We start from the raw sequence: 13,235 nt of genomic DNA on the forward strand, positions 1-13,235 counted from the left end.
TATTCTTTTTATAATAACACCAAATTCGACATAATGCAATGGAACTACCTCACTTTTACTGTTACTATTTTACTATATCCGCCATATATTTTTTTACCGGATACGGTCTTATATGCTCTTATTTTGAAGTAATACTTGGTGTTCTTTTTTAGGCTCTTCTGTGTGTACGTTACGGTTTTTGCTGATTTCACCGTCTTCTTCAGCGTGTAACCCGAAGATTTTTTTGTTGACATATAAATTTCATAACCGCTTGCTCCATCCACCTTCGTCCATGAAAGCTTTGCCTTCTTACTCTGAGCAGTTCCGGTCAGCGTCGTTGTCTTTGGCTTTGTGGCAGTTGTCAGAACCGAGGAGTAGGTTCCATAGGTGTATTTGCTGCCTGATTTTTTATATGCCCTAACCTTATACTTATAACTCGTTCCTGCTTCTCTGGACTTATCCGTGTAAGTATTCTTGGACGCTTTTTTATTTGTCGCTATCTTTTCATATTTCTTCGTGCTTGTATTGTAACGGTATATCTCGTAGCCGGTCACACCGCCTTGCTTCGTCCAATTGAGTTTCACTGAAGTTGTTGTCTGCGTGGCAGTCAAATTCGAAACCTTACCTATTTTACCGGTCACCGTGCAAGTCGCCGTCTTTCCGTTTGATGTCTTTGCCGTAATTACCGCCGTTCCAATTCCGGTTCCTGTAACGGTCCCGTTGGCATCGACAGTGGCTACGTTTTGGTTGGAAGTAGACCAACTGATTTTGGAGCTTAAAATTGCTACCGGCGCCGTCGTTGCGGTAAGACTTGCTGTCTCACCGGCTTTCAAGGTCAGTGATGTCTTGCTTAGAGAAACGCTTGTCGGCGGTGTCAATGTCGTATTAGTCGTAAACGCCTTAATTCGTGCCGTTTCTCCGTAAGGGCTTAAGTCTGTCCACTTGGAGCTAGAGGTTATTTTTGTAAAACTCTGTCCCGCACTTGTGGCATTTGTAAAATTAATCCAATCTCCGTTTTGATAAGTGCTGTCGCTAAAAAAATATACTCCGCTTGAAGTGCTCTTAGAAAGACTGATAACAACGGAAAATTTCGTTCCCTCAGCCACTTCAACAGCCTTGTCCAGATTCACCGTGTAATACCCCACATAGGAGGTCTTTCCTGTCTTTGGAGAAGAAAGCATTGCGGTTCCACTTGTCGGGTCACTGCTATCCTTTACATTGGCATATATCTGAATGCTGTAATCCACATTGACATCATAGAGAGCAAAGGATACTGCATTAATAAGTTCAGCACCACCTGCCGCATTGCCTTTTGCAGTAAAGGTGTTCGCAATGCTTCCGCCATTATATACAGCGTTATAGCCTACTCCGCTGGAGCCGTCATATTGATAGTTGTGGTCGTAATTGTCTGCCGTTTCAAAATCAAATACAAAACCAATACCGCTTTTCATTGATATATCTTCATAAGATATCCAGAAATATCCGGCATCACCAAAGCTGGTTCCCCAGCTGTTTTTAATCAGCCATGCACCATTACTGGAAGGTCTTGCACCCGAATTAAATTTTTCCTTACTAAAGCTGTCATCCCACCCTACAATAAGGATGGCGTGATTTGAGCTTGTATATTTATTATTATAATAAGCATAATTTGCTGCATTGTAATAAGTGGATGAACCATTCGTCGTTTGATCACTGTAATAAGATGCTGAAACCGCACCATATTGTGAGATAAGTGTTTTTACTGCTGTCGTATCCGTCATACTTACCCAGTAGGCATTCTGCATATGGTAAGCATCGTCATATGCCAGACTAGCGGGCGGAGAATAACTTAGACTCGCACTTGCGGTCGGAGCCTTGGCCTCATCTGCTGCACCAATCCAGTTTGCCAGTGCAAATGTAGTAAACACACCGTTTCCACCCACATCAAGATAATTATCAATCAGATTCTCTGTCTTATCCCCTGCGGTATTGCCAAGGGGATCTGTCACTGTATGATAGAAGAAATAAGATAGCTGCAATTCAGATAAATCAATGCTGCTATTTGCAATTCCCTTTTTCAGCAGACTGCTCTCCGCCATTCCGATAGCAGAATAAGCCCAGCAATTTCCCCAGTTTCCTTGATTCTTCACCGCAGTAACATACCCTTTTGTTCTGGAATCGTAGCTAGATGCCAAAGTTGCCATCGTTCTTGAGAAATAGGTGCCATCATCGATAGAGGGAATATCCAGCTCCGTGACTTCCCGATATCCCATTGTTCTATCCTGTATCTCTTCTTCTGCTTCAGTCTCTTCTTTTGTCTCTTCACTCTCGGAAACCTTATCCTCGTCAGTTCCTTCTGTATCAGTCACTTCGGCACCGTCTTCTGTTATGGTATTATCAGTTCCCTCACCATCTGTCACAGTTGTGTCAGTTCCTGTTTCGGTATCGGTTGTATCGGTATCGCCCATGCCTGTTGTATCCGTATCAGTATCCGTTGCACCGGTATCTTCAGTGCCGGTATCCGTGCTTTCACCATCGGTTGCATCCTCTGCCTGCGTGCCGTCCGTCACTTCGCTTGTATCTGTGCTCCCCGAATTGTCTGTGGCGCCTTCTGTTGCTGTACTGCCGTCGGTCGTATCAGTACCTGCTTCTGTTGTGGTGCTGCTTACAATCTGTGCCGTAGTTATATCTACATTTGCAAATGCCTCTGCCGGAAATGCACTTAGTGTCACACTGACAGCTAAGGCAATCGCCCCTATTTTTGCTAGCATCTTCTTTTTCAATGTTATTCCCCTTCCTCATCCTCATTGATACTTGGTACTTTTATGTCAACATCACGATAAGTATTCTTATGCTCTTCCTCCGTGCCATCCTTATCTGAATCCTCTTTTGTATCGCTCTCGCCCGTGCTATCGGTTTCATCCTCTGTTTTTGTGTCGTTTGACTCAGATACCTCGCTGTCCGACGAACCGGTATTTTCCTTGCTTGATTCGCTTTGCGAATCGGTGGTATTTACTGTGCTTTCGTCCGCTTCTTTGCTTTTACAGCCCACCGCGGCTATTACGATAAGAAATACCAGTACAAATATCAATCTCTTATTCATATCTTTCTCCTCTTTTTAATTGGATAAAACTACCTGCTCCTATAATCATACCTTATACCTTTTTTAGTTTCAATATCTTTGTGAAATTTTTGCGTTTCCGCGAGGTGTGTATAAAAAAAGCATCCTAGTGTTCGGATGCTATTTCTTACATTCATTTTTATATTCAAATTTTCTTTTTACCAATCCTTCACAGTTCCGCAAATCGTACTATATATCGTATCCGCAATCTGTTTATAGCCTGCTGCCCCCGGATGAATTCCGTTGTCAGGCACCTCTACTGTAGAGGAAGCATAAGGGCTTTCTGTCTCGGTGCTTGTGTTAAAATCATTGGCGCTGTCAACCGTGAGTGCCGCAGGAACCAGATATACCTTATCGTAAACTGCAAGCTTGTCCGCCAGATAGACCATCAAATTATATACCTTCTTGTCCTCCTCGTACTTATATCTGCCGGGAAGAAGCGCAGTACTGTGGCTGCTTTGCCACGAACCGATACCGTCCTGGTTGGAGGCATAAATTGTATTGACCATATAAATGGGAATATCAGGGTCCGCCTCCCTTATCAAATCAATGATTTTAATAATTTTGCCGCCGTTTTCCTGCGGGTCTACATCAATTTCATTTGTTCCGAGAAAAATCTCGATTACATCAGGATCACAACCCGTCGTTGCCTTATAATAATTCCAGTCAAATTCACCTGTCTCGATATTATAAAATGGCTGCAAAGGGTTGCCGCTCTCATATTGATAATAGGTTTCATTCAGGTAATCATCTGCGGAAAAACCTAATCTTGCCTCACTTTTATAGCCGTCAATGTCTTTTGTTCCAACAAACTCAATATTTCCCTGTGCCAGCTCTGCCAAATGCAGATATGTGTTAGCGTCAGAGGATAAACTGTCGCCGATTGTCAAAATAGAAATCTTTCCCGAAAGGCTGTTGCCCACAAGGGACAGTACTGTACTTTTCGAAGCTACCAGCTCCATCTTATTATCATAGACGCAAAACTCCAGGGGATATTCCCCTGTCAATTCCTCCGTTGCCGTAACGGAAAATTTGCGTTCCATATTTCTCCCGATATCACATACCCATGTCACGTTGTAATCGTCAATCTGCTCTCCCAACGAAGTAATCTGGCTGTTATACAGCTCTGTCGTAATACCGTTCGCAACATAGATAACCTCCGGAAGATAAATCTCAACCTCATCCTGAATGGAAGCAATCTTTGTGGTTGTTTCCTCATAATTGCTGTTTATCTGCGTCTGCATCGCCGCGAGCGACTTATTTAACTGTCCTATTTTATAAAACTCATAGGTGGATAATCCAATCAAAACTACGATTAATATAGCTAAAATAATTCTTTCTAAAATACGTTTCTCTATTTTCTTCATACCGTAAATAACGACTCCTTAATTATAAAATGCTATTACAGTATAGCTTACTATTTTATTTTTTTCAATCTGTTTAAAATGAAAAATAAGTGTTTCATGATTGTAAATCACATTTAGGTATTGTAGTATTAAATTGGGGGAAAATATTTGCATTTTATTTTATGTAAATATTGTTAGGAGTATAAAAACAAGGAGGGTAAAGATATGTTAAAAATAGCTATTTGTGACGACGAAAAACAATTCAGAGAGAGCATAAAGGAGTATGTGTTACAATATACCAAGAAAATGCTCATAGATTGTGAAATTGATACATATTCCTCGGGAAAAGATTTTATAGCTACCGGAATTGAGATGATTAAATATAAAATAGTATTCCTCGATATAAACATGAGTGAGATTGATGGAATTACTACAGCAAAGGTAATCAGAAAATATAGTGAAGAAGTATTTATTGTTTTTGTAACAGCATATATCGATTATACACTGGAAGGTTATAAAGTAGAGGCTATTCGCTATATTTTGAAAGACAATGATAATTTTGAACATTCGATAAAAGAATGTCTTAATACTATTTTCAAAAAAATTAATTACCAAATCACAAAAGAACGATTTGAATTTAACGAAGGGGTAAAAGTTTTAAATGTAGATAGAATTTTATATGTAGAGAGCAGCTTACATAAGTTAGATTTTCACATCATGGAACAAGATCTAAAAATTTATTCCATGTATGATAGATTAGATAATATTGAAAGTAAATTAGCAAAATATGATTTTATAAGAATTCATCAAAGTTATCTCGTAAATTTGAAATATATTAAATGTGTGCATAAATTCAAGGTATTATTAAGTAATAATATAGAATTGGTAATACCTAAAGCTCGTTACCGCCAAGTCAAGGAAGTATTTGTTGCTTATAAAGGGGAAATGTAGATGTTTATTAATTTTCATGGAGCATTCATCATAATAATAGAAATTTTATGCTGTAAAATATTTTATGAGACTTTTGATAAAAACATGCGTTTTAATAAGTTTGTTTCCTATTGTCTCATCGTTCTTCTTATGATTTTAGTATACTTATTAGCTATATTGTTACCAGAACATTTTCTTATAAAACAAATTTTAATAATTTTACTTACGGCATTTATTATGAGTATTTATTCCGATGTAACCATTAAAAAATCAATTGTTTTATCTTTAACATTTCAAAGTATTCTTTTAGTAATAGACTATTGCACCTATTCGATCATTAGTTATTGGATTTTCACCTATAAGAATATTGAAGCAAGATATTTATCATTCGAAATGTTAATTGTTGTATTTGGAAAATTGTGCTTATTCTTATTATTGCTTTTAATTAAAATCAAATCAAAGAAAATGGTGACTCTAATTGAAACGGAATGGAAAAAATTTATTTTTTTCCCTATTTTCACCATTTGTATTATTGCTTCTATGTTATCAGTATTCAAATTTGTAGAAACTATAAATCAAGCAAATATATTGTTTATTATAGCAATTGGACTTGTCGGCTTAAATATTGCAGTGTTTTACTTGATTAATGATATTCTGGAACGAGAATATAAAATTCTTGAGCAAAAAATGTTTATTTTTCATGCAAAAAATCAAATGAATATGTATCGATCCATCTCAGAAAATTACAATAAACAAAAGCAAAAAGCACACGAATACAAGAATCAAATTATGTGTATTGAAGCATTATTGCAAAGAAATCAATTTGAAGAATTAAACAATTATATTGGAAATATAAGAAAGTCTTTGCATTCACAAATAGATACCATCAATACAAATAACGTAATAATAAATTCTATCATAAACACAAAACACCAAGAGAGCTTAGAGAAAAATATTGTTTTTGTCGTTAAAGTGAATGATTTATCCAATATAAGAATCAGTGACGAGGATATTGTTATTATATTGTCAAATTTATTAAATAACGCCATAGAAGCGGCAGAAAAATGTGTGAAAGATAAAGTTATCAAATTAAAATTCCTTGCCGAAGATGATGAAATAATTCTTTCTGTTAAAAATACATTTAGCCACCCACTAAACTATAAGAACGGAATATTTGAGACTACAAAAAACTCAAAGGAAGAGCATGGCATTGGAATGAAAAATATTATCAAGATAATAGAAAAATATGATGGTATCTATGTAGTTAAAAATAGTGAAGAAGAATTCTACTTTTCAATTATGATACCTAAATAATCAAAAACATGCATATAATAAATAGTCAGATATATATGTTATATATTACTTATTTTCCCTCAAATAGTTTGTTTGCAGGTTCATTTTCTGCAAAAAAGTTCCATTTTCTGTTATAGCTATTGCATTTAAAGCTATTTTATTTAAAATTAAATTCAGGAGGGGGTCGTAATAGAAAAAATAGTTGTAAATATAGTGGAGCAGATGGTAGAAGAAAATATTATTAAAAATACTAATAGAGAAGAGTTTGTATATGCAATTACATTATTACTTGAAAAGTGGATAACCATATTGACTATTTTAATTATTAGTGTGATTTGCAGCAGACTGTGCCCTACCATTATTTTTCTGATAAGCTTTTTTCTGTTGAGAAAATACACAGGTGGTTATCATGCAAAAAGTTTTTGGCAATGTTACTTCACAACAATTTTTACTTATTTAGCCCTTATTATGTCAGATGCCCTAATTATAGCAAATCAAAATATAATGTTTATATTATTAACAGGATCTGTTATTGTCATTATTTTCTTTGGAACAATAAATCATCCCAATATGGACATGAATATAAAAGAAATTACGGCATCAAAAAAAGTGGCAAGGCTGTTGGTGGTAACAGAAGTATCTTTCATATGGTTTGCTTGGAAAGTCGGTGTAAATATAATTTATATTGTATACATTTCATGTGCAATTATATTATGCGCTGCTTTACTTTGCATCTCTAAACTTTTAAATCAGGAGGTCAATCGTATATGAAAAAATTAAATAGTAAAATCTTAAAAACAATAAAATGCATAGCCGGTATTGAATTAGAAAATAGTATTTATTCCTGGCCGCCTCCGTGTTCAGGAATCTTTCATCAGCCTAAAAGACCCAAAAAAAGTGACAAAGTTGAGTAATTAAAATTAGGCGTAATTCAGATAAAGGGGTGATACCATTGGACCGATATATTGTCTTAAAAAGGATATTGCAAAAACAATGATATTATAAATTAGGAGGGGAAGCTCATGAATAATAACTGTTTTCCGGATGGAAAAGCCACCAAACCTGATTTCTTCCGCACGTTCTTTTGTTTCAATAATTGTATAGTTATTTCAGATGTGAGTAAACCTACAAGATATAATTTATTTACTCCCGTATCTGAATATGTTGCTGCTCCCGGAACAGTCTCTGTTGCAAAAGGTGTAAGCACTACAATCAGTGCTTCTGTGACAGGAGGGGTTACAGTGGATGCCGAAATTTTAAAAACAAATGTCGCTTCAACACTTGGTTCTTCTGTTACAGTTACCACAACACAAACCATATCCTACCAAATATCTTCTGAATATAAGGGCAGAGTTGTTCTAAGGTATTCGCAGGATCTCTATACCTATACTGTGACAAAGAACGGTAAATCTTACAACTGCTCTGGCTATACCGCTGCATATGACGAATATTATGCTTTAGAGCAAATACCGTTATAACTGAATCATTAATATAATTGATAAGAGTGTATACAAAAAGTATACACTCTTATCAATTATATTAAAAATAGAAGGCAAAAGAATGTAAAAATAGTGATTAAATTTAAGTAAAAAATAAATAAATTTATAAATATACAATTGTAATTCTTCCTCATTTCCCCTATACTTATCCAGTAAAACACATGACTAATGATATGAGGAGGATTTTTTATGATTAAAAAATTCAAAGCAGAGGGATTTAGCTCCCTTTTTACCAAAATTCTTACCTATATTGGTGTACCGATGGTGATTGCCTTTTTAATTGTGGGCATTATTGTTACAATTCTTGTAGGAAATACCGTTGTTCGTCTCACAGACAATGAACTAAGCGCTCAATCGCAGGCGGCAGCAAATGAAATCGAATCCTATTTCAGCCGCTATTACGAAATAGCTGATCAATTCTCTATGAACAATCAGGTTGTAGAATACTTTACCGATTTAAAACCAGGCATGGATTTGGAACAGGTAGACGCCTATGAAAGCCTTAGGCAAACCTTAAAAAATGCACATGCAGCAAACAACGATACCGTGCTTGCCGTTTGGCTTGCCGATGTTGACGCCAGCAAGGCTTTGCTCTCAACCGACGAGATAACCCCGGATGGTTGGGATATAAACAGCCGCCCATGGTTTGTTCAACTTCTTGAGGAAAATAAAACAATTATGACAGAGCCTTATGAGGATTCCGTGACACAGAGCCAGGTTGTAAGCATTGTTTCACCTGTTTATGCACCTCAAAGTCAGGAAATTATCGGTGCGGTCGGCATCGATATGACATTGGACAAGCTTAAAACTATGATAGACACATATACGCTGCGAAATACCGGTTTTTATATTTTGGCAACCGATGGGGGACAGATTATTTATCATCCCGTTGCAGAGGATATCGGTCTTAATATCTCCGATTTGGATATGTCCACCAACTTTAAGGATGCTATTTTATCTCAGACAATCGGCTCCTTAAAATATAAGTCTCACGGCACTTCGAGCCACGGATACATTGCTCCTGTCGGCGAAACCGGCTGGCTGATTGCAACCGGTCTGCCAACCACAGAATTTAATGGCGAATACCGCACAATTAATATCGTAATGATTATTACATTTTTGATTGCTGTCGCTTTTATTTCAGCAATTATTCTGAAGATGTCCAAACAGATAGTCGAGCCTATAAAAGAGCTTACGAACACTGCCAACCTTATTGCAGACGGAAATCTTAATGTTTCCGCAGACATAAAAGGCAAGGATGAAATCAGCCAGATGGCGGCTGCCATCAATCGTACTGTTGTACAGCTGAATCGCTATATCGACTACATAAAGGAGATTACCCAGGTATTGGAGAATATGGCGTCGGGAGACATGCGTATTCATTTGAAGCAGGATTACGTAGGAGAATTTGCCTCCATTCGCTCTGCCTTTGAAAATATCTCTACCTCTCTAAATAATACGCTTCATCTTATCAATGAAACGGCTGAGCAGGTTAGTGCCGGAGCAGACCAGGTTTCCGGAGGGGCACAGGCATTGGCAATGGGTTCCACCGACCAAGCTGCATCGGTGGAAGAATTAAATGCCTCCGTCAACGAGGTAAGTGAGCAAGCTGCTGCTAACCTGTCCAACATTGGGGCTACCGTTCAGTCTATTCAACAGGTGGTTGAACATATTGAAGAGGGAAATATTGAGATGCACCGCTTAACCAGCGCGATGGAAGAAATCAATGCTGCCTCCGCTCAGATTTCTAATATTACAAAGGATATTGAGGATATTGCTTCTCAGACAAATCTCCTCGCATTAAACGCTGCGATTGAAGCTGCAAGATCCGGTGAGGCAGGTAAGGGCTTTGCCGTCGTTGCAGAAGAGGTTCGCAAGCTTTCTGCCAAATCAGCGGAGGCTGCAAGCAGAACCGCCGAACTGATAGCCGTTTCTGTCAGCACCGTGGAAAAAGGAGCAGAAATCGCCGGACATACAGCAGAAATTCTTCAAAGAGTTGGCGAGAGCGCCAATACTATGACAGAAAGTATCACAGAAATCGAGCAGGCTTCTTCCGACCAGACCTATGCAATCGAACAGATTAAGGAAGGCTTAAATCAAGTCTCCGCTGTAATTGAGACGAATGCTGCCACCGCAGAAGAAAATTCCGCCACAAGCGAGGAAATGTCCGCACAAGCTACCACCTTGCGCGAGGAAATCAGCAGCTTTAAGCTTACTGCTAAATAATTTCCTGATATAACAAAAGCAACAAACCAATTTGATGGTTTGTTGCTTTTTAATTTTCTTTTTATTCGTTACAGGTACTAATATGTAAAGATTTGCACCCAATACTGAGTTCCTGCGCTGTTTTGCAAATTGCCGACTCCAATATTTACATAGTTTGGATTCATGATATTTGCTCTATGTCCTGGGCTGTTCATCCATGCGGTTACTACCTCCTGCGGAGTTTTCTGTCCCCATGCGATATTTTCTCCTGCGCCCCTATATGTTATGCCTTGTTCCTTCAATGCCGTTACGAAGCCACTTCCGTCCGGACGGACATGTTCAAACTTTGTCTGAATTTCACTTGCTCTTACTGTCGCTGCCTTTGCAATCAATGCATTGTTCGTCAAAGGATTAAGTCCCTCCTTTGCACGCTCTACATTCACAAGATCCACTACCTGCTGTGCATAAGAAGCATTTGAAGTTGTGTTCTCTGTTGTGCTGCTGTCCGTTGTTTCAGTTGGTGCTGTGGTTTCCGGCGTTGTAGTTTCCGGGGTCGTTGTCTCTGGCGTTGTGGTTTCACTTGGCGTTGTGGTCTCCGGCACTGTTGTCTCCGGTGTTGTAGTTGTATCACTCGGCGTTGTGGTTTCCGGGGTCGTTGTCTCCGTTGGTGTTGTCACACTGTTATTCGGACAGTTTGTCCCATTCTGGCTGCCGGTTGAAGGAGTGGATGTTTGTCCCGTACTCGTGTCTACCGTTGTTGTTCCATTTGAATTTTTGATTACAATCTGTGCCAACTGATTACAGTTTTGCCCGTTTAGCTGTTCCTGAACACTTTTTACCGCATCGGATAAGCTATTGCAGTCTGCATTTACTCCCGCACTTTTTAGCTGGCTCTGCAAATCCTCTAAACTGCAATTTCCGTTAATTGTCACTGCATTTTGTCCGCGGCTGCATTGGCTGTAAGAATATAAACCTGCCGCTTCTGTTTTCATTGGTATCAGGTTCACTGCCATGGTAAGTGCCACTACTCCCAGTGTTGTTACTTTCTTCATTGAACTTTCCTCCTTTAGAAATGTTACGAATTTATTACATATCTATTACAAACATATAATAACATTCTTCCTTCTAACATTCCATCGGGAATAAATGGGAATAGCGGCAAGAATACATATTCAGCCTATCAAAGTGCTAAAGGCATTGTACACGTCCAAAATTCCATAGCCCCAGTCTCTGTTCGGGAACGTCATTGCAGGGTCCCGTTTTGCCCCCCGTATAAGAAAATTTTTGATTTGCAGTGTATCCATCTGAGTCTGGTTTCCTTTGACTACTCCCCATTCTAAGAGCATGGCAACAACACCTGCTGTAAACCCGGCTGATATACTTGTGCCGGACTGCTCAGTGTAGGAATTTTGAAGTCCGGGCACGGTCATATTTACTCCCGGTGCGGCAAATGAAGGATTAATTACATTTTCTACCGTGTATCCCCTACTGGAATAAATGTATAGTCCGTTATTCCGGTAATCATAGGCAGCGACAACAATCGGAAGAGACGCATTTCCCGGTGTGGTAAGCGTATAATAAGGGTCAGGCGTTACAAAACGTGTTCCCTCCTTCAAAAAATTGTGTATCGGGAGCCAGATATTAAAATTAGGCTCAATATTAATTGCTGAATAAACACGGAAACGCCAGATTCCCTCCATCGGATTCTGAAAACGAATCAGAATAAGTTCTCCACCGGTTTGCGATTCAACCAACTCGTAATCCACAAAGACCTTTGTGTTTTCAAATATAAAGTTTAATTCCCTCGTCTCCTTCAGTCTTGCCGGAATACGGGGAACATACTGCCCTGTGGGAGACAGCAGGTCTATAGAAAATATATTCGGGCTTCGTCCCCATAGTTCCATAGAAAACCCTGTATTGTCAGGTCCTATATTTAACTCTACCGTATCATACCCGATGCTTGGATCCACCGTGGCTGAATAGTGATGTCCCCGGTTTCCTTCATTTCCCCCCGCAATGCTGACACCTACACCCCTTTGCCCCGAGATAGAAGTAATATAGTTGCTTAAAGGTGTCTGCAAATTATGTGCCCCCTGCGAGGTGCCAAGCCCGATACAGATAGAAATCGGTCTCTCCAGAGTTCTTGACACGTTGAGGAGATAACGGATTCCCTGCATAATATCATTTTCCTGATAGCATTCCACACCGTTCGGTATGAAAAAAAATCGCTTTAAGTACTCCTTTGCCTGTTTCAGCTTTACCACGACAATTTTTGCCTCCTGCGCAACACCTGAGAATCCTCTTGCCGCATTTCTTGTTCCCGCAGCAATACCCGCCACTGCGGTTCCGTGACCGTTCTCGTCTGTGCTTGGCACAACACTTAGCGGTGTGGCACTGATTAAGGCAAGATTAATCTGCTCCTGCGTGTACTCCGTTCCATAGTAAAACCCTTCGGGGCCTCCATCATCCTGAATCGTCTGGTCCCAAATTGACATGATTTTCGTTGTCCCATCCTGATTTTTAAATGCCTCATGTTGATAGTCTATCCCGGTATCGATTATGCCAATCAGCACACCAAGCCCGGTCAGGTTTAAGTAGGCACTGTTTTGTATTCTGGCGACACCGGTGTCCTCCAGGCTGTTTAAGTCCATCAACCCAAAGCAGCTTGGATAGACACTATACGAATATCTTTGCATAAGGTTATCGGGAAGACTTTCCAATGGCAAATATGCAACCGAATATAAATTATTGATATTTTCAACGCAAAAATCCGGAAGTGCCTTAACACTGTCAGGTATCTCATCAATTTCAAAAATCAAATCCGCATAGTTCTCATCCACAATGCGCATTGCACAACTTGGATCCATATTTCCCTCCTACTCT

The 13,235-nt window shown here is 39.0% G+C and carries 11 protein-coding genes; 6 read left to right on the forward strand and 5 right to left on the reverse strand.

Annotation, left to right across the window (positions count from 1 at the left end):
- Positions 1-44 precede the first annotated feature (44 nt).
- From CTY48_RS03275 to CTY48_RS03285, 3 genes are all read right to left on the reverse strand, one after another.
- Positions 45-2,741, reverse strand: coding sequence for a lectin like domain-containing protein (locus CTY48_RS03275; protein WP_099467088.1), 2,697 nt, complete (start codon positions 2,739-2,741; stop codon positions 45-47).
- Positions 2,742-2,743: 2 nt separating this feature from the next.
- The gene (locus CTY48_RS03280) at positions 2,744-3,061 is read right to left on the reverse strand and encodes a hypothetical protein (protein ID WP_099467089.1); all 318 of its coding nucleotides are present in this window, start codon (positions 3,059-3,061) and stop codon (positions 2,744-2,746) included.
- A 176-nt stretch (positions 3,062-3,237) separates the two neighbouring features.
- Entirely contained in the window at positions 3,238-4,446 is a 1,209-nt protein-coding gene (locus CTY48_RS03285; protein ID WP_099467090.1) for an SGNH/GDSL hydrolase family protein, read from the reverse strand.
- A gap of 204 nt (positions 4,447-4,650) precedes the next feature.
- On the opposite strand from CTY48_RS03285, the gene CTY48_RS03290 reads away from it, so the two are divergent.
- From CTY48_RS03290 to CTY48_RS03315, 6 genes are all read left to right on the forward strand, one after another.
- Complete coding sequence (locus tag CTY48_RS03290; protein WP_099467091.1) at positions 4,651-5,376, forward strand: LytR/AlgR family response regulator transcription factor; 726 nt, start codon at positions 4,651-4,653, stop codon at positions 5,374-5,376.
- Positions 5,377-6,669 carry a sensor histidine kinase gene (locus CTY48_RS03295; protein ID WP_236354713.1) on the forward strand — a complete coding sequence of 431 codons (1,293 nt, stop codon included), beginning with the start codon at positions 5,377-5,379 and terminating at the stop codon, positions 6,667-6,669.
- 192 nt (positions 6,670-6,861) lie between these two features.
- Positions 6,862-7,419 (forward strand): accessory gene regulator B family protein, encoded by a 558-nt coding sequence (locus tag CTY48_RS03300; protein ID WP_099467092.1) that lies wholly within the window; start codon positions 6,862-6,864, stop codon positions 7,417-7,419.
- Positions 7,416-7,562, forward strand: coding sequence for an AgrD family cyclic lactone autoinducer peptide (locus tag CTY48_RS03305; protein ID WP_099467093.1), 147 nt, complete (start codon positions 7,416-7,418; stop codon positions 7,560-7,562). Before CTY48_RS03300 ends, CTY48_RS03305 begins: the two co-directional genes overlap by 4 nt.
- Positions 7,563-7,670: 108 nt before the next feature.
- A complete protein-coding gene (locus CTY48_RS03310) occupies positions 7,671-8,126 on the forward strand; it encodes a hypothetical protein (RefSeq protein WP_099467094.1) in 456 nt (151 codons plus the stop codon).
- A 210-nt stretch (positions 8,127-8,336) separates the two neighbouring features.
- Positions 8,337-10,373: a methyl-accepting chemotaxis protein gene (locus CTY48_RS03315; RefSeq protein ID WP_099467095.1), complete on the forward strand. Its 2,037-nt coding sequence runs from the start codon at positions 8,337-8,339 to the stop codon at positions 10,371-10,373.
- Positions 10,374-10,450: 77 nt separating this feature from the next.
- On the opposite strand, the gene CTY48_RS19810 is transcribed toward CTY48_RS03315, so the two are convergent.
- Both CTY48_RS19810 and CTY48_RS03325 read right to left on the reverse strand, forming a co-directional pair.
- Complete coding sequence (locus CTY48_RS19810; RefSeq protein ID WP_236354714.1) at positions 10,451-11,404, reverse strand: CAP domain-containing protein; 954 nt, start codon at positions 11,402-11,404, stop codon at positions 10,451-10,453.
- Positions 11,405-11,524: 120 nt separating this feature from the next.
- On the reverse strand, positions 11,525-13,219 hold the full coding sequence (locus CTY48_RS03325) for a S8 family peptidase (RefSeq protein ID WP_099467096.1): 1,695 nt from the start codon (positions 13,217-13,219) through the stop codon (positions 11,525-11,527).
- Between the last annotated feature and the right edge of the window lie 16 nt (positions 13,220-13,235).

Source organism: Konateibacter massiliensis (assembly GCF_900184995.1).
GTDB classification, from domain to species: Bacteria; Bacillota; Clostridia; order Lachnospirales; family Lachnospiraceae; genus Lachnotalea; species Lachnotalea massiliensis.

What these genes read in the sequence shown, in the direction of transcription:
- CTY48_RS03290 (WP_099467091.1), top strand. Translation starts at nt 4,651, where the DNA reads ATGTTAAAAATAGCTATTTGTGACGACGAAAAACAATTCAGAGAGAGC.
- CTY48_RS03295 (WP_236354713.1), top strand. Translation starts at nt 5,377, where the DNA reads ATGTTTATTAATTTTCATGGAGCATTCATCATAATAATAGAAATTTTA.
- CTY48_RS03280 (WP_099467089.1), bottom strand. Translation starts at nt 3,061, where the DNA reads ATGAATAAGAGATTGATATTTGTACTGGTATTTCTTATCGTAATAGCC.
- CTY48_RS03325 (WP_099467096.1), bottom strand. Translation starts at nt 13,219, where the DNA reads ATGGATCCAAGTTGTGCAATGCGCATTGTGGATGAGAACTATGCGGAT.
- CTY48_RS19810 (WP_236354714.1), bottom strand. Translation starts at nt 11,404, where the DNA reads ATGAAGAAAGTAACAACACTGGGAGTAGTGGCACTTACCATGGCAGTG.
- CTY48_RS03310 (WP_099467094.1), top strand. Translation starts at nt 7,671, where the DNA reads ATGAATAATAACTGTTTTCCGGATGGAAAAGCCACCAAACCTGATTTC.
- CTY48_RS03315 (WP_099467095.1), top strand. Translation starts at nt 8,337, where the DNA reads ATGATTAAAAAATTCAAAGCAGAGGGATTTAGCTCCCTTTTTACCAAA.
- CTY48_RS03285 (WP_099467090.1), bottom strand. Translation starts at nt 4,446, where the DNA reads ATGAAGAAAATAGAGAAACGTATTTTAGAAAGAATTATTTTAGCTATA.
- CTY48_RS03305 (WP_099467093.1), top strand. Translation starts at nt 7,416, where the DNA reads ATGAAAAAATTAAATAGTAAAATCTTAAAAACAATAAAATGCATAGCC.